10 protein-coding genes are annotated in these 25,138 nt (G+C 52.3%); all 10 read right to left on the bottom strand.

What is annotated here, in order from left to right; translation table 11 throughout:
- Positions 1-81: 81 nt before the first annotated feature.
- The 10 genes from ING2E5A_RS10940 to ING2E5A_RS10895 are packed head-to-tail and all read right to left on the bottom strand — an operon-like array spanning position 82 to position 25,014.
- A complete protein-coding gene (locus ING2E5A_RS10940) occupies positions 82-2,808 on the bottom strand; it encodes an alpha-L-rhamnosidase (RefSeq protein ID WP_071137420.1) in 2,727 nt (908 codons plus the stop codon).
- Between the two features lie 24 nt (positions 2,809-2,832).
- The gene (locus ING2E5A_RS15745; RefSeq protein ID WP_231960379.1) at positions 2,833-8,025 is read right to left on the bottom strand and encodes a family 78 glycoside hydrolase catalytic domain; all 5,193 of its coding nucleotides are present in this window, start codon (positions 8,023-8,025) and stop codon (positions 2,833-2,835) included.
- A 31-nt stretch (positions 8,026-8,056) separates the two neighbouring features.
- Positions 8,057-8,998, bottom strand: a complete 942-nt coding sequence (locus tag ING2E5A_RS10930; RefSeq protein WP_071137419.1) for an alpha/beta hydrolase — start codon at positions 8,996-8,998, stop codon at positions 8,057-8,059.
- Positions 8,999-9,022: 24 nt separating this feature from the next.
- Positions 9,023-12,595, bottom strand: a complete 3,573-nt coding sequence (locus tag ING2E5A_RS10925) for a family 78 glycoside hydrolase catalytic domain (RefSeq protein WP_071137418.1) — start codon at positions 12,593-12,595, stop codon at positions 9,023-9,025.
- Positions 12,596-12,602: 7 nt separating this feature from the next.
- Positions 12,603-13,784, bottom strand: a complete 1,182-nt coding sequence (locus tag ING2E5A_RS10920; protein ID WP_071137417.1) for a PHP domain-containing protein — start codon at positions 13,782-13,784, stop codon at positions 12,603-12,605.
- A gap of 20 nt (positions 13,785-13,804) precedes the next feature.
- Positions 13,805-15,580, bottom strand: coding sequence for a hypothetical protein (locus ING2E5A_RS10915; RefSeq protein ID WP_071137416.1), 1,776 nt, complete (start codon positions 15,578-15,580; stop codon positions 13,805-13,807).
- Between the two features lie 5 nt (positions 15,581-15,585).
- A complete protein-coding gene (locus ING2E5A_RS10910) occupies positions 15,586-16,770 on the bottom strand; it encodes a glycosyltransferase WbsX family protein (RefSeq protein ID WP_083373430.1) in 1,185 nt (394 codons plus the stop codon).
- A gap of 14 nt (positions 16,771-16,784) precedes the next feature.
- Positions 16,785-18,815 (bottom strand): hypothetical protein, encoded by a 2,031-nt coding sequence (locus ING2E5A_RS10905; RefSeq protein WP_071137415.1) that lies wholly within the window; start codon positions 18,813-18,815, stop codon positions 16,785-16,787.
- 32 nt (positions 18,816-18,847) lie between these two features.
- Entirely contained in the window at positions 18,848-22,105 is a 3,258-nt protein-coding gene (locus tag ING2E5A_RS10900) for a glycosyl hydrolase (protein ID WP_071137414.1), read from the bottom strand.
- A gap of 59 nt (positions 22,106-22,164) precedes the next feature.
- Positions 22,165-25,014 (bottom strand): alpha-L-rhamnosidase, encoded by a 2,850-nt coding sequence (locus tag ING2E5A_RS10895; protein ID WP_083373318.1) that lies wholly within the window; start codon positions 25,012-25,014, stop codon positions 22,165-22,167.
- Positions 25,015-25,138 lie beyond the last annotated feature (124 nt).

The following is a 25,138-nucleotide window of genomic DNA, read 5'->3' as shown; positions in this document are numbered from 1 at the left end:
ATAAAAGCCTAACCCCCCTTTAAAAGTCGATCTTCCTCTTCGGTTAATTTATCCGTAACGGTTTGTAGAATGGCTCTGTCATTATTTGGAGACTAATGTATAGCTGCCGGATCCCAGTACTATCTCGATCCCCGATTCGGTCTCCGTTACGTTTCTTACGCCGGGTTGATCGGGTGTCGCGATCTGCAGCTCTTTTGGCAATTTAACCACGGCCGAGGAGTTGCCCGGGATGGTGATATTCCAGCTGAACTTGCCGTTCTCTCTGCTCCATTCGCTTCGTATTTCACCGTATGCCGACTTGTACGAAGCTTTTACATGACTCAAGCCTTCGGGGAACTTGGGCTCCATCCACAATTTCTTGTAGGCTACGCTGCCAGGATAGTTTTTGATTCCGGCCAGATCTTCGTAATACCAGATGATCAGGTCGCCCAGCAACATGACATGGTTGGCCGAGTTCATCGCAGGGTCTGCAGTATCACCGTTCCAGAGTTCCCAGATGGTGGTGGCTCCTTTCTTGATCATGTAACCCCAGCTCGGGTAAGTTTCGTTTGTGGCGATCTTGTAAGCCAAATCAACGTTTCCGTGCTGTGTCAGCCCACGCATCAACTGCTGGATACCCAGCACTCCCGTGCTTACATGTCCGTCGAAGTCAACTTCGGTTTTCTGTACGATATTGTCGAATACCTGTTGCTCCTTCCCTTCGGGAACCAGACCCAGCTGGAGCGACAAGATATTGGCCGTTACCGTGTTGTTGTCATATTTTGCCGAGTCCGCATTGAAGAACCGTGCATTGTATGCCTCCCTTATCTTGCCTGCAAGTTCCTGGAATCCGGGGATATCCTGCTCGTTTCCTGTTAATTGTGCAAATTCCACCATCAGATTGAGCAAACTGTAGTACATGGTGGTGCTCAGCACCGCACCGGCAGTCTTGCGTGCAGGATCCTGCGAGTGAATCAGCTCCTGCCTTTCGGGCGGCATACACCAGTCGCCATAAGCATCCTTGGTAAGAATGAAATCCTGCATGGATACCTCCTGAACGCGCTCCAGATAGCGCTTCATCGAAGCGTAATGTTTCCGGATCGGTTCACTATCGCCATACTGGTGGTAGAGCATCTTTGCGGCGTAGAAATAGGCTGCCGGCCAGGTTACGTCGTCATGATAGATGGTCCAGTAGCGGGGTGAAACCACCGAGATGCTTCCCTCTGGGCTTTGAGAATCCTCAATATCCTGTGTCCATTTGCTGTAGAGGTGAGCATTGTCGAAAATGAATGCTTCACCGAAACATCCGGTTGCCCTGTCACCTAGCCAGCCTTGCCGTTCATCGCGTTGCGGACAGTCGGTGGGCATTCCACGATAGTTGCCCCTGATTCCCCAGTAGGCATTCTTGAAGGTCTGGTTGATAACCTGATTTGAGGTTTCGAACCATCCGGTAGTCTCCATCCTGTCGTAGACCACCTTCCCGGTGAAGTTGCTCAATGCGGGCTCTTCATCCAATCCCGAGATCTCAACAAAACGGAAGCCGTGGTATACAAAAGAGGGTTCCCAGCTGAACGCTCCGTCACGGGCAGGAGTATAGATATCGGTCACCTTCGCAGAGCGGATATTTGCCAGATAGATGGTGCTGTCGGGATTCAGTATCTCGGCAAAACGGAACGTTATTGGCTGATCCTTTTTCCCGTTCAGGTTGTTGACCTTCAGCCATCCCACCATGTTCTGTCCCATGTCGAGAATAAACTTGCCGTCAGAAAGAGGGGTGATGCTTACCGGCTTGATCTCTTCCATTACCCTGAGATTGGGGTTGGTTTGGGCTGTGAGCTTGCCTCCGGGCGCATCCATGATATCTGCCTGGAGCCAGGAGGAGTCATCGTAGCCTGCAGATTCCCATCCGGCAAGTTCGAGGCGGGCGTCGTACTCCTCTCCATCAAACTCGTTGTTGGCAACGATAGGACCTTTTGAGGTCACTTTCCAGGTTTCATCACTGACGATCACCTCTTTGGAACCGTCGGCATATTCAATCTCGAGTTGAGCCAGCAGGCGGGGCAATCCAAACACCTGGGTGGGAGATTCACGCATCCCGAAAAATCTGCCGTTACCCAGCTTGACGGCCAGCAGATTCGCACCCTTCTTCACAAGGGGAGTTACGTCGAAAGTGTTGTAGTAGACACGGTTGGGATACCAGGAGACGGTAGGAGCCAGTACATCTTCCGAAACCCGTTTTCCGTTAAGGTAGGCTTCATAGGATCCAAGTCCCGAAACATAGATGACGGCACTTTGAATGTTACCCTTGTTCGCCTCGAACGGTTTCCTCAGGTAGCGTGCGGCCAATCTTGTGTTTTTCGCAGCTGTCTCGCCGGGATTGGAGAGTGAATCCTCACCGATCCATTTGGCCTGCCAGTCCGAATCGTCCAGCAGTGCCATCGACCAATGAGCGATTTTGCTCCAGTCGCTACTGCCCTGGTTGCTGTTTACTTTTACGCGCCAGTAATATTTGCCTCTCGACACGAGGGATTCTCCCCGGTAGGGGATAAGTACAGATAGGTCGCTATCGACAACTCCCGAATCCCACAACAGATTGATACCCTTTTTCAGCTCCTCTTCCGTCAGGGCAACCTGAATCTGGTAAGATTGCTGAACCAGATCGGGTGTTGTTGAGCTTATTTGCCAGGAAAACCGTGGTGCAAGGGTGTTCAGTCCTACCGGATTTTCCTGCATCTCTACTTTGAGGGAGGTTACCTTTAACTTCCCTCCGCTACATCCGACCAAGAGAACGGATAGTAGGATTGCAGTGAATAAAATGGTGTGTCTCATAAAATTAGTACAGTTTATTATTTATTAATTCTCAAAGATATAGTTTCCTGAAGATATTTCAAACAGCCGGTATCCATTCTTCTTGCCGGCCACTTTTGCCAAACCGGAGTTTTCACGTATGCTCCTGCCTGTTTCATCGGGGAAATAGACCGTAGCCGAGCAGTTGGGCGGAACAGTTACTACAAGCATGGTTTTTCCGTTTTCTCTTTTCCAGTACGACTCGATCGTGCCGGCCGGGGAGTTGAAACGTGTCTTTGCCCAAGATAGCTTTTCTTCCGGTAATTTCGGAACACGGATATCAACCTTCCTGAATCCGGGTGAATCGTCCCTTCTCCTGATGCCGCCAACGCCATCGATGTACCATGCCCCGGGATAGAGGTAGGAGCTGTGAAGCAGGGAGTGTCCGGGAAGATCCTTTTCCCACATCTCCCAGATGGTGGTGGCGCCGTTCTCGCGCATGAATCCCCAGCTGGGGTAAGTGGTCTGTGAGGTCATGGCATAGATAAGGTCGTCACGACCCTCTTCGCGCAACACCTTGAAAAGCATCGCTCCTGCGGTGATTCCCACATCGATATGGCCGTTCCGGTTGAGCAGAATCTCTCTTTCCAGCCGTTGCATCACCAGTGGACGAATCTCTTGGGGCATGATATCTCCATAGAGCGCAGCCGAAAGACTCCGCATGGTCCGATCGGAATAGTTATGGTCATCGGCATGGTAATATTTGTCGTGAAGAGCCTGGGAAGATATTTCGGCTTGACGTTTCCATTTTCCGGCTTCAGCCCTCCTCCCAATGGTTTCGGCCACCTTCGCCGCCGTTTTCAGGTTGTAAATCCAGTAACAGTTGTTGAAGAAGAGGTTTTCGTCGGAATAGTTGTTCATCCCCTGCGCCGTTGCCCCTGGCCAGAGCCAGTCGCCCAGAAAGTCCCACTGTCCGCCATAGCGTTTCAACAGGTTGTTTTCGACATGAATATCCAGAAAGGCGAGCCATCCTTTTATCATCTCGAAATTCTCCTCCAGGACACGCAGGTCGCCCTGATACTGGTACATGAACCAGGGTAGGGTGACCACAATTCCACCCCAGGCCGGTCCACCACCGCCATGGTAGGTGGGAGCTGTCTGGGGGAGAATCCCTCCGCCGAGCTTCCTGCCACTCCCCTCCTGTCTCCTCGCCCAGCTGGGGTCGTTCATGTTTCCAACCATCGGTTCGGTTCCCTGCACATCCCGCCAATCTTCAAGCCATTTGTTGTAGAAGGCGCCCAGGCTATAGTTGAGCATTCCGGTTTCGGAGGTGGCATGGGCATCACCGCCATACCCGAACCGTTCACGCTGCGGACAGTCCACGATGTACCCGCCAAGGGAGAGATTCTCGAATGTCCAGTTGACGGTATTGTAGATCCAGTTTTGCAACGGGTCGGAGCATGTGAAGGAGGTGGCGTCAGCATAGTCGGTCCGTACCATCCACCCTTTGATATCCTCCATTGCAGGAGCCGATGTGAGTCCCTTTACCGTAATCCATCTTCCGGAACTGTAATTGAACCTGTTCCTGAAGGTCCCCTTGCCTGAAGGTCCAACCACGTAGAGGTTATGCAAGCCGAAGGTCATATCATCCTGTTGCCGCTCTGAGAACTGGAAGCTGATCGTGTCGCCCGGCTTCCCTTCCACGGCAATTTCGGTCCATCCAGCAAAATTGACTCCCATATCGATCCGGTATGTACCGTCGGGGCGGCTCTCTATTGCGACAGGTTTAATCTCGGCAGAGAGTCTGTTAGGTTCCACACGTTGGGCAGAGATCTTCAATGCTGGGTTATAGACCGTTGCATTGCTCCATGACTGGTCGTTGTAGCTTGCCAGGTTCCACTCCTCGATCTCCTTGTTGGCATCCCATATCTCTCCGCCATATCCGCCAACGCCGAATCCCCAGTTGCCGATCAGCTTGTTGGGACTAGGATGTGTTTTCCACGACTCGTCGGTGATGATGCTGGCCAGTTTTTCACCTCTCTTGCCGAAGATGTCGCCCTGGGCCGTCACAATAGGTGTCCTGGGTTTGTCGGGGGTTGCATAGGGTGCGAAGATCGACCAGGAAGTACCTAGCCAGATTGCAATTACATTTGTCCCCTCTTCCAATGCCGGTGCAATATCGTAGGCAATGTAGCGTGCACGTTGTGTATGGTCGGTTACTGCGGGTGCCAGTACATGGTCGCCGATTTTCAGGCCGTTCACGTAGACTTCGTGATAACCTACCGATGCCACAAAGAGGGTGGCCTTGGCAGGTTTCCCGGTCAGGTTGACCGACTTCCTGAACCAGGGATCATAGATCTTGTTGGGACCGGCTGCAGGATCGTAGATCTCCCGGGTGCCGATCCACTTTGCCCTCCACTCCGTCTCGCTGAACAGCCCGGTAGTAAATGAGGCCGTTTCACTGAATGTTGAGGGAATTCCCTTTTCATCCTTGACCGCCACTTTCCAGAAGTAGGTCTGATCTGACTGCAACGGTTTCCCCTGATAGCTGACAAGTTGCATCTTGTCTGATGAGATCCAGCCGGTATCCCATACATTGCCCCTCTCTTTGTCGAGATCCTCTTTCGACGTGCTCACCAGAATACGGTAGGCCGTTTGCAGCTGTCCAAATGCCTGCCGGTCTGTAGTGGTTAGCTTCCAGCTGAAACGCGGATCCCGGACATCCAGGCCTGTTGGATTGGTCAGATACTCGGTGGTCAGCTCCGTCGGATAGAGCCTTGTCTGTTTATACTCCTTGCTCTCCAGATCGATCAGCCGGTATTTGCTCCGGTTTTCAACCGTCACTTCGTAACCGGAGGGAACCTGCAGGCGATAGAGGATCTGCTCTCCCGCTTTTCTCCATTCAAGCCTGATCACTTCACTTCCCACGGGAATGGAGCCGCTGCAGTGGTCCAGATCGAGATCGGTAAACCTGATCGTGACCTTGTTGTCGAGATAGTCGATATTGCTGATGCCGAGTACGTCGCGATACAGCACATGGGCGATATAGGAGGCAAAACCGTGATTGCAGCTGGCCTGGCTGTGGACATTCTCCCAGAGGGTGCCGGTCCGTTCGGCCATATAGAAGAAATACTCCTCAATCTCCGAGATCAGTTGTTCCTGAAGCCCATACCGTGAAAGGATATCCACCCGGAGGTAATTGCCGATAAATGCATTGGCAATGGCAACGTGGGGATAGGTGGTCTCGGTATCCCGGTTGGGTCCGAACTCTTCCGTCAGCTTTTTCCACAGGGCGGGGTGGCTCTCCGGAGTGGCTACATTGAAGAAGAAGGCGTAATATTGACACACTTCGGTGATCTGGTCGGTCACCTTCAACTTGCCGTTCTCCCTGACGGCATTGTCAATAAAGAACTCGCCGTTAAAGGACTGCTTCAGTATCTGATCGCGGAGATGTTCAGACTTTCTCTTCCACTCTTCGCGGCCGTATAGACGGGCGGCACTCTCGAGCGCGGAGCTGTAGAGCATGTTGGTGGGATAGTTCACATCCTGTACCAGGCTGTTTGCTTTTGACCACTCCACAAATATCCAGCTCTCTAGCTTCTCCAGTAATCCATCTTCATTCTCGAACCTCTCGAAATATTTCAGCAGATCGGAGATCCTCTCCTGCAGGTCGGCCACCAGTTTCGGGTCGCCACCCCTTTGAGCATAATCGTCGATCTGGATGATGAACCAGAGCGTCCAGTTGGGGATAAAATCCCCATTGTAGTGATCGGCGGGATAACACATCGGAAGCATACCTTCCGGAAGGAATTCGAACTTCTCGGGCAGTGCGTAGTTCTGATAAAAGTTGTAGGCCACTTTGGATGCTCCGGTGAACTCCTTCTCCATGATTGCCGTGAAGTAGCTGTCGCATAGCCAGCCGGCACGTTCCCTCGAGGGGCAGTCCATAAAGATGTCGAGGGCGTTCTGACGGTAGGTCTGTTTGGCCGCATCGTAGATCCGGTTTAGCTTTTCATTGCTGCTTGTGAAGGTGGCATTCGGGTTTTCAGGCGAAGCAAACTCCCTCAGGTAGATATCCGCTACCTGACAGGCACCCTTGGTTACCATGATCTTCAGGAATTTTAAGGTGTAGGGTTCGAACGACTCGATGTGATATTCCCCAGGTTGGAGTTCATATACCACCTGGTTGTTGACATCCGACATCCGTCTCTTGCTGATCACATCGTCGTCGGTCAACATCTCATCGAAATGAAACCACAGCTCGGTAGGTTCGCTGCAGCGGACTACAGCACCGATGAATCCGGTCTGGTTGATGCCGAAATCGAGAATTGAAAATTCACTCTCTCCAACGACAATCGGAGAGGAGCCGGTATAGGGAGTATTCAGCCGCTCCCGGGTTACCGTTTGCAACTCCTGGATCCGTTGTGAGGGAGTTACCTCCAATGTTGCTACGGTATACCCCTTGAGCTTTTCACTGATATTGACCAGCGACCGGTCTCTGCGGTAACTCTTGGGAATTTGCTTGGTAAAGGTTCCCTTGGAGTATTGCTTTACCGGTCTCAGCATGGTATAGGTGGGGTGATCTACACCACGTGGCAGAAGATTAACCTTTGGCTGTTGTGTCAGTTTGACCTTTTTCAGGGCTTGACCCTTATCCGATCTCCACCGGTCGTATCCCTCTTCCAGCCGGTAATACTCGGTAAACGGCCGTTGATAGCTATAACGCTCCACTTTCTGGAGTCGCTCCCTGATCTCGGTCGCCTCGAATTGGTCGTTGTCGCCGGTATGCAGCACCACCTTGCCGTTCACCGTTGCCTCGGCCTGCAAAAAGGAGGGCTGGTCGATGGTGTAGAAGGTGTTGATGTTGTATCCGGCCACTTCAATTGCCACGATATTCTCGCCGCTCCTTACCCGGTCGGAAAGGTCATACCGGTCTACCCGGTAATAGCCGTGACCGGCGCGGGCAGGTCCCGATCCCACAAATTCACCGTTGAGGAAGACCCGGTAAACGGTGGAGGCAGCAATCTGCAGGACAGTTTGCGATTGCGGGGTGGTCTCAATGACCCCGCGAAATCCCAGGGTAAGGTTCATCTCCTTCTCACGCCCCTCGGCCCATACAGGAACTGCCTTCTGCATCAATTGCTCCGGTTCCTGTTTTTTTGTGTTGTTTACAGCACAACCTCCCAGTAACAGGGTGAGCAGGCAGAGATAAAAGGAGCCGACAACCCGGCGGTGGCCTTTGATTGATAATTTCTTCATTACTTGTCTGTACATCATAGCTAGTTATATGTTATCTATTTATTAATTTCTCCATCGACATCCATCGGATAAGACGTGGAAACCACTCTTCAAATTCCGGGAACTGGATAAATCCATGATCACCTCTGGAGTAGATGTGCAACTCGGCAGGGATACCATGGTGGTGCAGTTGCCGGTAAAAGAGAAAACTGTTCATGACCGAAACTACCTGATCATCGTCTGTATGAAAAAGGATGCTTCTTGGTGTTTTACTGCTGACGTGGAGTTGATTGGAGAAGAACTGCACCAGTTCTTCCGACTCGTTTTCTCCCAGCAGGATGCTGCGCAATCCGGAATGGCCGGTCTCACTGTCAAAGCTGATGACGGGATTGACTAGGATAAGAAAGTCGGGTCTCTCCATCCCAGTGTTGTAATGTACTCCCAGCGTGGCTGCCAGATGACCGCCGGCAGAAAATCCCATGATCCCCACCTTCGACGGGTCGATTCCCCAGGCGTCGGCATTTTCCCGAACCATCCGGATGGCACGCTGTGCATCTTTCAAGGGTGCCAAGGGGTCGGTTACTCCGGTCTCTTCACCCGGAAGCCGGTACTTGAGAAGAAAGGCGGCAACGCCCTCCCGGGCAAACCTCTCTGCCACCTGGCTCCCTTCCCTTTCCATGAGCAGGGTGTGATAACCACCACCGGGGCAGATGATCACGGCACTTTTCAGCTTGACCCCCTCCTGGGGGATAAAGAGGGAGAGGGTGGGATTGGTCACCTTGCTCACCAGCAGTCCGAAGAGGGAGTCGTTGCGATGAACCTCCTCCATCTGCTCCTTTACTGGAGGAAAGAGCGGTAATGTGGCCTGTTTCACCGGCCTGTCGGGTCTGCTTCCCCGGCCTTTGCCCTCAACGGCGACAAAACTGGAGAAGCCCTGGAGAGAAAAGATGAACAGGAGGGAGAGGAGGAATATATGTTTTGATATACTGGTCATATTTAATCGAATAGGTTGATTCTCTTATTTGGAAATTGAGGGGTTGAGAATAGTCCCGGCCCGATAACGGACAGTGAACCTGTGCTCTCCAGGCTGAAGTTCCATAATCACCTTTCCCCCCTTTTCCCCTGTTACTTCAAGAAGAGGGGAGGAGGTCAGGCCCTTGTTCCCGACCCGAACCGCGGCGCGTTCCGGGGCAGGGAGGTATAACGTGGCGGTTGTATTTGCCGGTACCTTAAAGCGATAGTTGCATCTGTCACCGGTAAGGCGCCATTCGCTCTCGATTCTTCCATAGGGCGAGTCGTAACTCCCCTTTGCCCAGGTCATTTCGCCAGTGGGGTCGGGCTCGGGCTGAAGAATGAAATGTTTGAAGCCCGGTTCGTTCTCGTCCCGTTCAATACCTGCCGAGTGATTGAGCATCCATGATCCGATTGCTCCGAAAGAGTAGTGGTTGAATGAGTTCATGGAGTTGTTTCCGCTAAAACCGTGTTCCCGGGTATAGGAGTTGAGCCGTTCCCAAATGGTTGTTGCTCCCTGGTCAACTGAATAGAGCCATGAAGGATAACTGGTCTGCTGAAAAATCCGGTAGGCTGTTTCGGAGTGTCCCAGGTCCGACAGGACCCGATTGAGCCACGCCGTACCGATAAAGCCGGTCATCAGGGAGTAGGGGGGAAACTCCTCCTTCCCCGGATGCTCGATACGGGCCAGCAGCTGGTCTACCATACGCTCCCTTACTGTATCGTTACAGATGTCAAAAGCGAGCGGAAGCAGATATGAGGTCTGTGTCCCGATCGTCTCCCCCTTCCGGTGGGGCTCCCTGAAACCGGAATGTATCGTTTTCCCACTTTCCCGATCGATATAGGTCCGGTTGAAAAAGGCTTTCCTGGCTGTGAGAAGTTCCCGGAACCGGGCTGCATCTTGCTGTTTTCCCAGAACGGTAGCAATCCGTTCCATCAGTTGCAGGTCATAAATAAAATAGGCTTCCCATAATAGGGAGTTATCGTTTTTCTCCTGTTCCGGGCCTAACCAGTCTCCCAGGGTCCCTTCGGTCATGATGCCTGTCTCCGGATCGATATGTCGCATCAGATAGTCGATATATGCATCCATTGCCCCATAATGTTCTTCGAGCAACTCCCGGTCGTTGTACTGCAGGTAGCTCTCCCAGGCTACGGTAATGCCTGCGCTGCCCCAGAGGATTCCGCCGAACCCGCCGCCTATCGGCGCTACGTCGGCAAACCGCCCATCTTTCCGTTGTGTGTCGCGCATGGCCACCATATGACGGCGCAGAAATTGTGGCAGGTAACCCATGTAGGTGGCTGTACGGGAGAAGACCGAGATATCTCCGCTCCATCCCATGCGTTCGTTACGTTGAGGACAATCGGTGGGGATGGAGATGAAGTTTCCCCTGCTCGACCACACAATGTTCTCCCACAACCGGTTGATTTTTGGGTTGGAACTCCTGTAGTTAGAAGTCGGTTCATGGATCGAACTGAGTACCCATCCCTTTACGGCTTCAAGCGGTAGCGGATGTTCGGTTCCGGTGATCTCGACATAGCGATAGCCGTGTAATGTGAAGCGGGGATGAATTACCTCGTGGTCTCCCCCCCGGGTGATATAGATCTCCTGTGCCATGGCTCCCCTGATGTTCTCCAGCATGACCATCCCCACGTTTTCCTGGAACTCCGGCAGGTTGGGATATCTCACCTCCGCGAAGCGCAGACGGATCTCTTTCCCGGCCGGAAGCCCCTTCAGTTCGATATGGGGTATCCCTGCCATATTCTGTCCCATGTCATATACAAAGAGACCGGGTCTCACCTCCTCCATCCCGATCGCGGTAAGTTCAGCTACCTTCTTGACGGTTGGACCCATCTGACCGATCAGCTTCAAGTCGGAGAAATCATTCACTGCCGGCATCTGCTGCTGTTCGATCACCTCATCATGGGTGATCTCTCCCTCCGGGGTGATCTCGACCGCCTTCTTCCAGGCAGAGTCATCGTATCGGCTTTCGCTCCATCCCTCAATCAACGGCTCTTTACGGGCGTCATACACCTCTCCCTGGAAAAAGCTGCTGTAGACGACCGGTCCCTCATCATAAAAGGACCAGGAGCGGGGATCCGAGACCACACTCTCCTCCGTGCCGTCGGTATAGGTGATGACCAGCATGGAGAGCAGCGACTGCCTGTCGCCGAACAGATTCCAGAGGTAGCCCATATAGGTTACGGCACCGCTCCACCAACCCTCTCCCAGGATTACCCCCATGGCGTTGGCTCCGGGACGGAGATGTTCCGTTACGTCGTAGGTCTGGTACATCTGATGCTTGTTGTACTGTGTCAGCCCTGGATTGAAATGGTCGTCGCCGATCTGTATTCCATTGATATAGGCCTGATAGATCCCGCGCGAGGTGATGTAGAGGCGCGCCTTGGCAATTGGCGACTTGCGGGCCTGGAAGGTAGTCCGCAACATGGGCATCGACTTTCTCCGGATATTGGCAGTGACGAAGCAACCCGAATCGCCTCCTTTAACTTCAAACATTCCGTCGCGGAAGGTTATCCGGTTGTTTTCCAAAAATGGAGCCCACTGTTCCCGGTACTCAGGTGTTGTGGCAAAGAGGGTACGGTTGGGAACACGGTAGTTTGCCACCTCAATCTGCGTGAATGTTGCCTGCTGGTTAGGCCCGACCGATAGCCCGATCTCGCAAAGCTGGGGAAAAGTGATGAAATCCCAGCCGTTACCGATGGGATTGATGATTGCACTACCCAACCTGTTGTTCTCCTCTTGCCCGTCGATATAGCATTCGGTTGAACCGTACATGGTCTTGAGCGTGATGGTATGCGGCTCGTACCGGTTATCGGGACCGATCAGCGATCGGGAGACAGGCAGCCGGTGCAACGGCACCTCCTTCCGGTCACCCGGGGCATAACCAACCCGGTAGATGTTCAGGAGGGCTGTCTCCCCCTTCTCCAGACCCGAGATATCGAGTTCCACCTCCACGTACGATTCATCCCTGTCGAGCTGCAGGTTATAGATATTCCTGTTTCTGTTCAGCAACCGCGGGTCGTTTGCACCGAATATGAAACCGGCTTTTGTCGAAAGGCTTGCCTGGTCGATCCGGAGGGTATAGCTGATGTTGAAGAGGGGGAGATAGTCGGGATAAAGAACCAGCTCCTTTTCTCCTCCTCCGATCCATTTTGCCTCGTTCCATGCCCTGATGGAGGTATCCATGAGTCCGGTTTCGAACCATGAAGATGCCGTTACTGCCTTCTCATGACGGGTCCACACCTTAACCTCCCAGTTGTAGCCTGTTCTGGGCTGCAGCGGTCTACCCCCGTAGGGGATGTTGAGCGACAGGGTAGAAGATACCTTGCCGCTGTTCCACACCTCATCTCCCTTCTCGTCGGTGACAATGATCTGATAGGCGCTTTGCGACTCCCCATCTCTTGAGGAGACCATCTGCCAGCTGAAGCGGGGTTTTCCCACATCGATCCCCAACGGTCTCTCCTCATACTCGACCCTCAGGGAAACTAGTCGGGTGGTTGAACAGGCCAGTGAGGCAAACAGGAGTGCCAGAAGTATCAATTTTCTTGTGACGATCTCCATGATGGCTCTATTTGAGTGGAATCTCCAACTGCCGGTTTGTCCCGATCATCCAGTTCAGGACAGTCAGTTTCTTTACGCCTTCGGCACGATAGACCATTTGCGCGATGTTCTGGTTGAGCTGAACAGCACCTCCTCCGATTGAGACCGTAATAGGCAGTGAACTGATGTTGGTCAGCTCGATGGTGCCGGGAGTGATCGTTTTCATCATTACCGAGGCCTTGAAGAGTTTCGGTAACCAGGGGTCGCGCCCCCAAATCATATTGGCCGCCCAGGCAATTGTCCTTTTTGCGAACAGGGCCTCCCTTACACTCTCTACGCTCCTCTCCTTGGCCAGTACCAGGGTGATCGGTCGTGCAGGGTTCTGGATGCCGTAGTGGTTCAGTTCACTGGCATGGATATCGCTGTTGGCAAAGATGGCCAGGTCACGTTCATTGCACCAGTCGGAGACAATGGGGTAACACTCGGTACTGTTGAAGATCTCGATCCCGTGCATCCAGCCTCGTTTGCGGACATCCTCATGCGCATCGGTAAACCGCAGGGGGGCCCCTTTTTCTATCCCGCCGTTTTGGGGTGCCTGCCATCCGGGATGGTTCCATATCAGAAAGCATCCCTGATCGGCTGCCACCTCCAACATCTTCTGCCAGGTATCTGCTTTGGCGATAAGGGTTGCATCCTGTGTGAAGAGCGCGTTGAAGTGCCCTGGTGGCATCTGGAACTTGGTAATCTCCGTTCCGGGTATCAGCAGCAGCTTCTTTTTCTCCGCTTCCGGTTTGGCTGTTTCATACGAGATGTTAAAGTTACCTCCCTTTTCATCGGTCATTCTCCACCTGCCTACGTTGCTGAAGAAGGGACGCACTTCGATGTGGTCGGTAATCGCAATAACGTCCAGCCCGTTCTGTACCGCCTCATTGACACGGTCGGCCGGCATCACCTGCCCATCCGAAAAGAGGGTATGCATGTGAAAATCCCCTTTCAGCACCTTGAATCCGGCGGTATCGGGTATGGTGATTGTCCGCGGTGTGATCACCGGTATCTGCATGGCCGAACGCATGCTCACCGTATAACTCTCAATGGACGATGCGGTTTTGGTGACCGGCTTGACCGGCTTCTTCCCCATGATATAAGAGGGCGAGAAGGCCACCGCACTTGCGGCAGCCGTTCTCTTTAGAAATTCGCGACGATTTGTCATGATAATCTATTATGGTTTTTCTAATTCCTGTAAATAAAGTTCAAACGTCCTCCAGGCGCAACATCCCCGTTGATGTACCAATCCATGGGATCCTCCTGTTGCATGTTGTCGCTCCATTTAAACTCGAAACTGATCGTGCCGTTCTTGCCGGCAATCACTTCAAGCGGAATAGTGTACATCAGTCTGTTTCCTTCGATCTTCAGATTCACCGGAGCGAGGGTTTCCCATTTCTCGCCGGTAAACTTCTGGAGCTCCTTGCCACCGTTTACCCGCAGGTCGTAGCCGTGCCACCCGGTAGTGTGGTCGCTGTCCTGGTTGATATAGAGCCTCATCCAGGTTTCATCATCTCCACGTACGATCGGTTCTGCCGTTTCGGCCAGGAAGAAGATCTCGGTTTTGCTTCGGGCCACCTTCATGTTTACAAAGTCGTTCCGCCCGGTCTTGTTGACATAGCGTCTGGGCGGATTGGATTCAGCTCCCGGGTGATCCCTCATTTGAGTGTCTCCCCGGTAATCGGTATAGAGCAGCTTTACCTTGTTCCAGTCGGCCCATTTTGTAATGTTCCGCTCTCCGCCGGCTTGGGGTATCTGACTCATCCCTTTGTATTTTCGGATATTGGCTATCATCTGCATGTAGTAGTTATCCTTGAGTCCTGCCGTCAGGGTAGGCTCGATATCGCGGCTATACTCGGGACTGGCCTGATCGCAGAAATAGGAGTGCTCCGGATTGTTGTCGGTACTGCCCCATCTGCCGGCCACCCATTCATTCCAACCGGTGATGAAGATGAAGGGAAGATCCTGTTCAAGGGCATAATCCCACTGCTCCTGGAAGTTATAACCCCAGAAAATATCGGTTTCGGGATTCCCCATCTCACCGTTCCGGTAACTGCGTCCCCAGTTATCCATGTTCCCGTAGAAGGCTGATCCTCCCATCCCTGCCTCGGGATTGGGATGTTGACATACGGAGACATTGATGATCTCCCTTTCACCTTTCAAGTTGCTGAAAACATGCTGGGGACGGGTAAAATCGATCCAGGGCCATCCGTTATCCTGATTAGGCTCATTGGGCCATTGCGCCTCCCTGAAGGTGAAGAACGACCAATACTCCTTATCTTGTGCCTCTTTTGTCCTGCCAATGATCAGGGGTTTTCCCTCCAGGTAGTACCAGGTTTCGGGAAACCTGACAGGTGCACCCTCCCGGTAGAAGGTGTCGTAGATCTTCTGCATCGTTTTACCCGATTCGGTATTTGTATAATAGACCAGTCTGGGAGGATTGGCTCCCTGCTCCTGGAGAGTGCGAATCGCCTTCATCAGTGCGTGCGACTGTCTCTCGTAGATCAACGCGTTGGTCGCGTCGAGTACCAGAAAGTCTACCTGGGCATCGGTCAACAGTTGCATGTTCTTGAGGTGGACCCAGTAATCATCACCCCGGTAATATCCGTAGATAGGCTCTCCCCAGAAGTAATAGCGTCCTCTCTCACGGGATCCCCAGTTTTCATGGTCGCCATCTTCCAGTACTTCGGGGTGGTTCGGGATAATTTTGCTCAGATCCCACTTGTATTCCGAAGTTTTTGAAGCATTATCTCCTTGCCAGAGAAAGTAGAAGATGCCCACATTCCGGTTCTCTTTCACCCCACCCACTTCGTCGTAGAGGGGCAATACCCGTCCCAGTTCGTCCCAGCCCGCCAGGGGTTGTGGTGGGGAAATCGCCTTTTCCCCCTCCTTGCCTGCCTTGCAAGAGCCGCTCATGGTAAGCATGGCGACAAATATAATAAAAATGGAATGGATTGTTTTCATTTTTTTTAGTTTATGGGTTCAAAAATATCCCTTACAGCCTCCAGGTATCCATATTTCCAGGTGGTGTCGGGCTCAAGGTAGCTTCCTTCCGACCATTCGTTCCAGGCGTTGATGGTGACAATTCTTGGCTCAATCTGGTTGTCGTCGATATACCTTTTTGCTTTAGAAAGGTATTTCTTGAATTTTTCCGGCGTAGAGTTGTTGATGTATCCTGTCTTGAACGGAAAACGGGGATTGGCATCCCAGCTTATGGTTACGTTGGGGAAATAGGTCATCGAGAACCTTTCCCTGAACTGGTTCCACATATCGGTAGAGGCATCGCCCCAAACCTCATAATCGCCGTCGGGATTCTGGAGATGTGCCCAACAGTAGTTGGTGAGACTCTTGAAACCGAAGTAACTCAATACATCATCCTGGCTTTTAATGGGATCGCCCGGAACCCCTTCAATGCTCGAAGGCAACGCGTCCCACAGTATGCCCTGCAGGTGAAGTCCTGGAAATCCCGCCTCTACCGTTTTCTTTCTGAAATGATCGAGGGCGTCCTTTGTCGGCTCGGCTCCCCCAAGTCCCTGGATGAGCGTATTGAGCTCATAGATGCAGAAGACCGGTTCCCCGTCGATTTTCAGGTAGGCAGGATCCTTGAAGTATTGCGATATAACCCTGTCGACCACGATATCGAACTGCTCCCTGTCCACCTCACCATCCCAGTAGATGGAGTCGACCCTCGGATTCTTCACATCCCAGTAGGTTGTGGCATCGTGATTGGCCCACATCAGGTAAAAATTCATCCTGCCCTTGTTTGCTTTCAGGAATCCGTCGTTGATGCACCTCTCCAGAAAGGGAGCCTTCTCGAACCAGTACCAGTCGAAAATAAAGGTGTTCACACCATACTCGAGGGCAGTAGTGATCTTCAGCTCCATATCTTTCGGATCAGCTTCATCCAGGTAGCCCCAAAGGGGAACCTTGGGTTGTTGATGTCCCTCCTCCTTGGGTACGGCATTTCTGATAATCTCCCACTCTCCGGTTTTCTCGGGGAAGAGGAATTCTGACCTCGGTTCGTAGTGGTAGGCAGGCCAATAAAAGGCAGCCACTGTATACCCCTCCTTCGCCTCCTCTCCCGTCCTGGAGTTGCAGGCGGAGAACAGTGCAAGGAACATGCCCCATAACAGGGGATAAATAGATTTTTTCATATTGATTGATCGGATTATCTTTTCCATTTTAAACGGTAGTTGAATCTTCTGTTGGGAGCAGTATCTCCATTGAGTGCAAATGAGATGGGATCTTCCAGCTTCTCGGGATTGTCGCTCCATTTAAAGTCGATGGTCAATTGATCTCCCTCGAGCGGCAGCAGACTGGCGGGAATTTCAATCTCCATCTTGTTGCCGTTGTAGCGATATGCGAGGTCTCCCACTTCAACCCATTCATCCTGCTGGAATTTCATGAGTGTAGTCAGCGTCTCGCTCTTGACCCGGCCGTTGACAAGGAGATCGTAGCCATGCCATCCCGTATCGGGATTGTTGTCCGCATCTATCAGCAGCAACATCCAGTTCTTGTCGGTGTGGGGAGTAAGTGGCGAAGCTGTTTCCACGTAGAATGAGATCTTATCCTTTGCAACTGCCACTTTGCCGGTAATGATGTCGTTTCGGCCCGACTGGTTTACATATCTGATGCCTGCGTAACCGATGGCATCCCTGTGCCAGATATCTCCCCTGGTGTCACGGAACTCGTTTTTCACCTTCTCCCAGTCGTTAAACTCCCCATCGATGCGGATAGTGTTGTAACCACGCTGCACCGGAATGGGACGCACCCCTTTGTATCTTCTGATGTTTTGAGCCATCTGCATGTAGTAGTTGTCGGTATAGCCTCCCTTCATCGGCTGGATGCCCCGGTTGAATTCGGCATTGTACTGGTCCACAAAGAAAAAGGGATTGTCTCTTCCAAGCCATGGGGTTGTTCCTCCGTTATTCGGCTGGTATTTGCCTGCCGTCCACTCATTCCAGTCGTTGATGTAGAGAAACTCCGGATTTGCAGCCAGCGCCTCGTCCCATCTCTCCTGGAAGTAGATGCCGTAGGCGGTGGGATTCTCTACCACCTTGTCCAACCAGGGAACATAGGCTGATTTGGGCATGTCATACTCATCCAGTTCAGGTTCTCCGTACTGACGCGACCACGATTTACCCACGCCCATGTTCTCGTCGGTCATGGTGACGGGATGCTGGGCTGTGGTCACAGCGGCCTGTTCCCGCTTGCCGTTATGCAGCGAGAGCAACTGATCCGGCGGGAGATTTTTTACCCGCTCGTCGGCCATGCTATAGCCGAAACTCCAGTTGTCTTCCGTGCCGACAAACCGTTTGCCTCCCCATTCGTAATATCCCCACCACATGGTCCGAAGGGTGAAGAACTCCTTTACCTCCTTGGTATAATCGGCATAGAACTCTTCAGCGTAATCGGGATCCTTATAGTGTGGGTGATTGGGATCGGTTGCAGCGGCCGGATCATAATGGGGGTTGGGGTGCTTGATCCCCGAGCCGTTGGCATCGAATGACGGAGTTCCGTTATAGAGTAGAAGGGGCTTGCCATCCCAGTAGAACCAGAGCTCCTTGTATTTCCCCTCCTTATAGATCTTGTCGTAAAGATCCTGGACAACGGTGATGGCCGGTCCGTTAAACGACCAGAAGGCAAACTGGGGCACCTTGTTGCCCTCCTTTTTCATCTCCTGCATGATGCGGAAGGTGACATCCCATTCATCCCAATACCTGACGGCATTGGTCACATCCATGATCAGCACGTCCACTCCCGCATCTGCAAGCATGGAGATGTCTTTCCGGATGACATACTCATCCTGGCTCAGGAAGTAACCCATCTCCGGTTCTCCCCAATGGTAGGAACCGGTATACCAGAGTGGGTGATCTGCCTTGAACCTGGCTGTAGGATCTTTTGCCAGAATCTTTGTAACATCGGCTTCATACGGTTGCCGCTGGTTGGCCAGATTCTGGGTATGCCAGGTGATATAGAAGATGCCTACCACACGCCGTTGGTCCTTTTTCACGGGACCAACCTCTTCGTAATCGGGCATCTCTCGTCCTACGCCATCGGTGGCCACCCAGGTGTCGCTATAAAGATCCCTGTAGTAACTCTCATTCTCAATCACCGCTCCCTCTTTCTGTGCCTTGTGTGAAAGACCACATGAGAGAAACAGCAGTGAGGTGGCGAGCAATAGGGTAAACTTGTTCATAATAGGCTTTTTTTGTGTGATAAAATTAAGATCTAGTTGCCTTGATATTGAAGCGACTGGATGGTGACAGGTCCGAAAAGACCTGAGGGTTGCAACGGGCTCTTGGCGTTATAGGGATTGACGTAACACCATGTTTCCCGTTGGTCTTCAGGTAGGTTGAGATCCCCGATCAACCGGTTCATCCAGTTGTTGACAACCTCGATCTCCAGGTCATTCTGACCCGGTTTCACCCACTGGGTGATATCGAGTCTGTAGGGATGTGTCCATACTCCACCGGCATAATTGCCGTTCACTTTCACCTTGGCCATTGCGGTCAGGTTCCCCAGATCCAGCATGATTGATCTATCTCCATTCTCTTCCGTCAAAGTAAACGTAATGTTATAACGTGCCGTTCCGGAGTAATATCTTATCGAGTCGTTGGAAGAGGTTGTCCAGTCGACCAGCGTTTCGAAGAGTACCGGAGCAGCAGGTCCCCTGAATGCAGGATCAAAAGTGACCATCCAGGGTCCTTGCAGTACTTTCACGGTGTCGGGTGAAGGATAGTTGAGGGCGATATCGTTGCCGGCACTTTTACCCGCCTTGTTCCTGAAGACCACGAAGAGGCTTTCATAAGGTGCCAGTTTCAGGGGAACAGTTGTCTGTTCTCCACTGATTTCGAATGCCGGAAGCGATCTGATCGTTCCGCTGGTGGCATCCCAAACTTCCGGCTGTTTGCCGGTTACCCTGAATTGGGGCTGGATTATCCTCTCCTTATCGGTCTGGTTAGAGAGGAAATAGATCTCGATTCCGGCCATTGTCCGGTGACCGTAGTGGATGGAGTTCTCCTCCGGCAATTTGCAGTCGGGCAGAAGGGCAATCTTTTCGAAAACTTCCTCCATGGTGAGTCCGCTCATCACGACTCCCTTTCCAAATTTCCTTTCCTTGACCGTTTCACCGTCAATATCACCCCAGAGTTCGCTGGCCATCTGCTTTACCTGGTTATCGGCCTCCGGCTGGTTCTGCAGGCTGGGAGAGCGTTTGGGTGCCGGACCCAGTATGCAGGCTCCTGCGGCAACCAGATCCTTGATCTTTGCCAGCAGTTCGGGACGCATCGTTTCCAGTTTGGGGAGGACAAGCACCCGGTATTGAGTGCCGTGTGGCAGTGTCAACATGCCATCCTTGACGGTCATGTCGCGCAGGATCACCTCGGCGTTGATATAATCGAACTGGTAGCCTAACGGAAGAGCCGGATCTGCTACTCCGGTCATCTTGGGAGCATCCTCGCCGATGAAATATGCCACGTCGGCCACGTTGAGGCCCTGTTGCAGCATGAAGTTGACCCGTTTCAGGTACTGGGTGAAAAGATCGATCTGCGTGAACCAGGTGTTCTTCCGGTCGAATTCATTCCCGAACCAGGCATTCACGCCAGGGTTCTTATCCTCGTAGGGTTGCATGATATAGACATGCAGGAGGGTATTGTTGATTCCTTCCGCAAAGAACCGGTCGGTACGTTGCTTCATCATCGCAGGATGTCTCGAATAGGCCGGTCCGCCCGAGGTGTTCGACTCGGCCGAGATCCTGGTCTTCCCGTAGATGTGTCCTGCCGATGTGGCCGCCCGGTTTTCGATATCACCCAGATCGCCCTGGCTCCAGAATTCACCACCGATCTCATCCGACTGACCGCCGTACATCAGGAATTCGCTGGGGAATCCCCAGTGTCCGTAATTTTCCAGCCAGGTGGTCAGACCGTGCTGATGACTTACCTCCCTCAGTCCGCCGACATAGTCATACGCCACCTTGTCTGCAATCATTCTTCTCAGGTCCCAGAGGAAGCGGTCGGATTCCATCCGGCTGTTGACCACATATCCGTTGAAGACAGGCAGGTAGGGCGACGGGTCGTATCCGTAGCGCTCCTTGAACTCCTCGATCATTCCGTCGGTGAAGTTCTGTCCTCCAGTTTCATAGCTGTCTTGGACAACCACCTTGAATGTCTTCCTCTCCTCTTCAGGTATCCTTCTGAGGATCTCGCCGATAAATCGGTCGAAATGGAGGGCAGTCCATTTTTTGCTCATCTTGTCCACTTCCAGGCCGGTTGCCTCGGGAGAGGCCGGACCGTTAGTGACGCCGGTGGGGGCCATACCCATCCTTAAGATTGTCCACGCCCCTTCGGGAACGTCCCAGTTGAGAACCCCGTCGGACGACATCTTGTCCGTAAGGTCGATAATCCGGGACTCCTGGATGATCAGGCTATTGTCGTCCACTTCCGGTTGATCCGGCCAGAGGTAATCGTGCCAGTAGGGCAGCGGGGTGGGGTGCATCTTGGCCAATGTCTTTTCGCTGTAACGTTCCATACGGGGGATGCCGCTCAAGCTGATCTCTGCCACTCCACTCCCGCTTGAATGGTAATTGAGCTGCAGCCTGAACTCGCTGGAGGTGGTGGCAGGTATGGCGATGGTTACGGGTGCATACGGATCGAAACCTACGTTCAATGCAGGGTTCGACCGGTTGATGACAAATTTTGAAACGGTGTTGAACTTCTCTCCCTCCCTGGCCTCCAGCACAGCTTCAGCCATAAGCGGAGAGCGGGTTGATTGGAGAGTAAGGCTTCTGGCCGTAAACGGCTCTTTCGACTTGAAGCTGATGGTCACACTATTCCCACCGGGCAGGTTGACTCCCGTTTCTGGATCGTTGTCTGTCAGTCTTGCGAGGTTAGGAAGCTGAGGCTCACTTTCGATAACCGCATTCTTGTGTGTTAGCGTCAACTCTTCGCGTGTCACGTCGGGGATGGCGATCACCTTTACATCCTGAAAATCCTCGTTTGGCTTCGGCAAGGTCAGGGTGACGGTCCGAGAACCTTTCACCTTTGTTTCGGATGAGGCCAGATAGCGCATCGACTGTTCCGGCTCGATCCACGGACCTCCAGATTGGCTCCAGCCTGGCGAGTTGAAGATGCCGATCTCGATATCCAGCTCGGTAGCGGTTTTTAAAGCGGTATGCATGATCTCCCACCACTCATCACTGAACATCTTTACTTTACCGTACGGGAGATCCTCAATCCCGATGTTGCCGATGAAAGCCCGGTTGATTCCTGCTTTTTTCATGGCATGAAGATCTCTCACGGCACCCTCTTTTGAGATATTGTCGGAGATCCAATACCAATAGACGCTTGTCTGGATGGAACTGGGTGGCGTTACAAATCCCTTTTCCAACTCCTGCGACAACTGAACCGGGGCATTCATCCGGTCATGCTTGCACCCGACCAGCAGAATAATGCTGATCACGGCAAATAACATCAATGTCTTAATTCTCATACTGTTTTCTCTTATGTTTAGTTGTTTTCAAATATTTCCATATTTCAACGATAACTCTCTCAACCGACCAGACCATCCTGATCGTTGAGGGTGAGCCGGTAGTTCCCTGACGGAAAGATATAGTGTGCCTTCTCTTCCTGCTTTTCCAGCATCAGGAATGAACAGGATCCGATCTCCTTGCCATTCACGTTCCATTTTCCTCCATAGGGCAATACTACCAGTCCGGAAGAGTTGGGCGGGATGGAGATCTCCCACTTCAGGGATTCACCACTTCTTGTCCAGTTGCTCGATACCGTGCCGTAGGGCGTCTCTATCCGGCCCTTGGCCCAGGGAAGGTAGTCGCAGAAGAGCGGTTCAAAACGGATAACCTTGAATCCGAAACCGGATGGATCGGGAGCGATACCGGCAATATCCTCAAAGAATGTGATATCGTAACCTGCCTGCATCGGATGGTTGTAGGAGGCACTCAGTGCGTTTTTCCTGCTCATCTCGTTGACGGGCAAACCTTCCCAAAGGGAGGTGGCATCTGCTGCTTTCCACATCCATTCAAAGCTGTTCTCACCCTTTTTGGTATAGAGCAGCCATGCAGCTTCGGCATTTCCGTGCCGTGCAAGCATGCTTCCGACTCTGCTTAACCCGAAAATGCCACAGTTCATGAACCCTTCGCTGAAGGTGTTCATATTCTTGACAATTGAGTTGCTTACTTCAACTTCATCCCCATCGGGGACAAATCCAAGATCGAGCGCCATGGCATCTGCCGTCTGGGTGCCGAATGTCTTGTTCACCGGATCGTACATGGTGCGGACCAGCTCCTCGGCAATCTCCTCCTTCATCTTTGTAAACAGCGCAGCATCTTCCTCAATTCCAAGGATGCGGGCAACTTCCGACATGATCTTGACATCGAGATAGTGAAAAGCAGTTGAGGTGAACTCTACCGGGGTTCTCTTCTCAACGGCATACTTTGGGGGGCACCAGTCCCCCAAACCCTGGTAGACAATCGATTGGGTCTCCATGTTGTATCCCTTCTTCCTCTCGTTGCTCTTGGCCAGTGAATTGACATAGAGTGCCCACTGCCTCATCTGGGGGTAGTATTCAGCTAGATATTGCTCCTTGCCGTAATAGACATAGAGCCACCAGGGAAGTTGAACCTGCACTGTTCCCCAATCGGGCGATGCAACGCCACACAACCGCTTTCCCGGAGCGATCATGTAGGGTATGCCGGCTGGCTTGCGGGTGAAATAAAATGTATTGTTGTACCGTTCGTGAAAGAGGGTGTTCTCTTCTTCCCTGGCCGCACCGGAACGGATATCCTCGAGATATTTGTGCCAGAAGTTCTCCATCTGGAAATTGACGTTTGCCATCTTTACGTAGGCATGTACGTCGCCCAGCCATCCGCACTTTTCGCGGATGGGGCAGTCGGTCGGTATGCCGTGCAGGTTACTCTTTACGGTACGGATGGCCAGTTCGTGCAGTTTGTTGATCTGTTCGTCGGCACATTCGAACTCTCCCGTGTTGAGTAGATCGGAGTGTACCACAATCAGCTTCAACGTCCCGGAATCGGGCTTTCCAGTCACTCCCGACAGCTCGGCGTAGCGATATCCGTGGTAGGTGAAGCGTGGCGACCACTCTTCGGTCCCCTCTCCCTTACAGATATATTGATCCTTGAAGATGGCACCATGATGTATCCATCCCGTTGACTGGAAGTCGAGGCCGTTCGACTGATCGATCCCTTCGGCATAACGGATGGTCACTGTCGTACCTTTGGGCTCGTTTACTCTCAGCAACGGAATTCCCGCCACATTTACTCCAAAGTCGTAGATCCAGTTACCCAGTGAATCCTGCCATATCTTTTTTGCTGTAATGGTCTCCCGCTTCCTGATCGGGGGCATCTGCTGGGGAACCAGACGGGGCGGAGTATTTGTGGTGGCCAGTTGAGCTTTGTGCCACCTATCGGAGGCTGAGCCCGCCATGTTCCAGCCATCAATCTCATAATTGGCGTCATATACCTCACCCAGGTAGATATTGCTTTTGCGTATGGGCCCTTCACCCCATTCCCACTCTTCATCGCTGCAGACCTGCATATGACTCCCATCACTGTAGGAGATATCGAGTTGCAGCCGAAGCATCGGATCACCATAGGCGAAGTTTGCGCCCCCCCATGCCTCATCCTGGGCAAACCAGCCGTCACCCAGCATCACCCCTACGCTGTTTTCACCCGGTCTGACGAGATGGGTAACGTCGAAGGTGCTGTAAAGTGCGTACTGGTCGTAATTGGTTTGCGCGGGATCGAGGAACCGGGTCGGATCTACCGGCTGTCCGTTCAGGTAGAGTTCTCCTGCACCCAGCCCGCAAAAATGGATCAAGGCTCTCTCGATCCCTTCTCCCTTTCCGGATAGAAAGGTTTTCCTGAAGTAGGGGAGTGGACGCGCTCCGGCATCGGGGAAGGTGATCCATTTGGCTTTCCATGACTCCTCATGAAGAAGCCCCATGGAGAACCTGGCCGGTTCGCTCCATGGGGTATTTTGATCGTCGTTGTCCCAGATCCTGACTCTCCAGAAATAGGTGCCACCTTCGGTAAAACCGGTGGCCGGTTGAATGCCGAACTGGATGTCCGATACCTGCTTGCCAGATTTCCAGATGTCTGCCGCCCCCTCCTTGAGCAGTTTCCTGGTCGAGGCTATCTCAACCTCCCACGCCGTCTGGATCACTCCCGATCGTGACGATTTGATTTTCCAGCTCAGTAGGGGTGTATCGATCCCTTCCGGATCACTCATATTATTGCATTGCAGCTCATCGACATATGTACTTCGGTTATTCTGCAAACATGCGACCATGAGCAACATGCATACGACAGGGAGAAGTATCGTATGGCTGAATCTGATAATTGAAGATCTGTTTTCGTTTTTCATATTTTTCCTAAATGATTATCCGCAGTTATTCCTAAAGAATTTAACGGGAAAAAGTTATAAATAAGTTTCAAAAACACTTGCACAATTCACTGATATTCATTATATTTACATCGCTAACGATATA

The organism is Petrimonas mucosa (assembly GCF_900095795.1).
In the GTDB taxonomy this organism is placed as follows: domain Bacteria; phylum Bacteroidota; class Bacteroidia; order Bacteroidales; family Dysgonomonadaceae; genus Petrimonas; species Petrimonas mucosa.
The sequence above is the reverse complement of the archived record's forward strand: the minus strand, read 5'-3'. Positions and strand labels throughout refer to the sequence as shown.